This window comes from Streptomyces sp. URMC 126, assembly GCF_051386555.1.
Lineage (GTDB): Bacteria > Actinomycetota > Actinomycetes > Streptomycetales > Streptomycetaceae > Streptomyces.
The window spans coordinates 1-262 of record NZ_JBPQTX010000983.1 but is presented as its reverse complement, the minus strand read 5'-3'; the positions used below and the strand labels follow the sequence as shown (position 1 = coordinate 262).

Genomic DNA, 262 nt, shown 5'->3' with positions numbered 1-262 from the left:
GTCCAGCGCATCTCGTATAGAGGCGGCCGCCGCGGCCGGGTCTCCCCGCGCCAAGCGCACCAGGGCGAGACCAGGCTGCGGTTCCCAACCAACCCGATGGGCGGCCAGGAGGGCCTCCTCGGCGCCGTCGATGTCCCCCCTGCGCAGCCGGATCCGGCCGAGCTCGCTCAGCGGCCACCCCATCTCCCGGCGCAGGTACGGACTCAGCTCCTCGCACGCCATCAGCGCCTCGCGCTCCGCCTCGTCGCACGCTCCCCGCAAC

Annotated in this window: 1 pseudogene; it reads right to left on the bottom strand. The window is 74.0% G+C overall.

Annotated features, from left to right (window positions below):
- A pseudogene (locus tag ACSNOK_RS34760) lies at positions 1-262 on the bottom strand (transcriptional regulator); the annotation flags it as partial.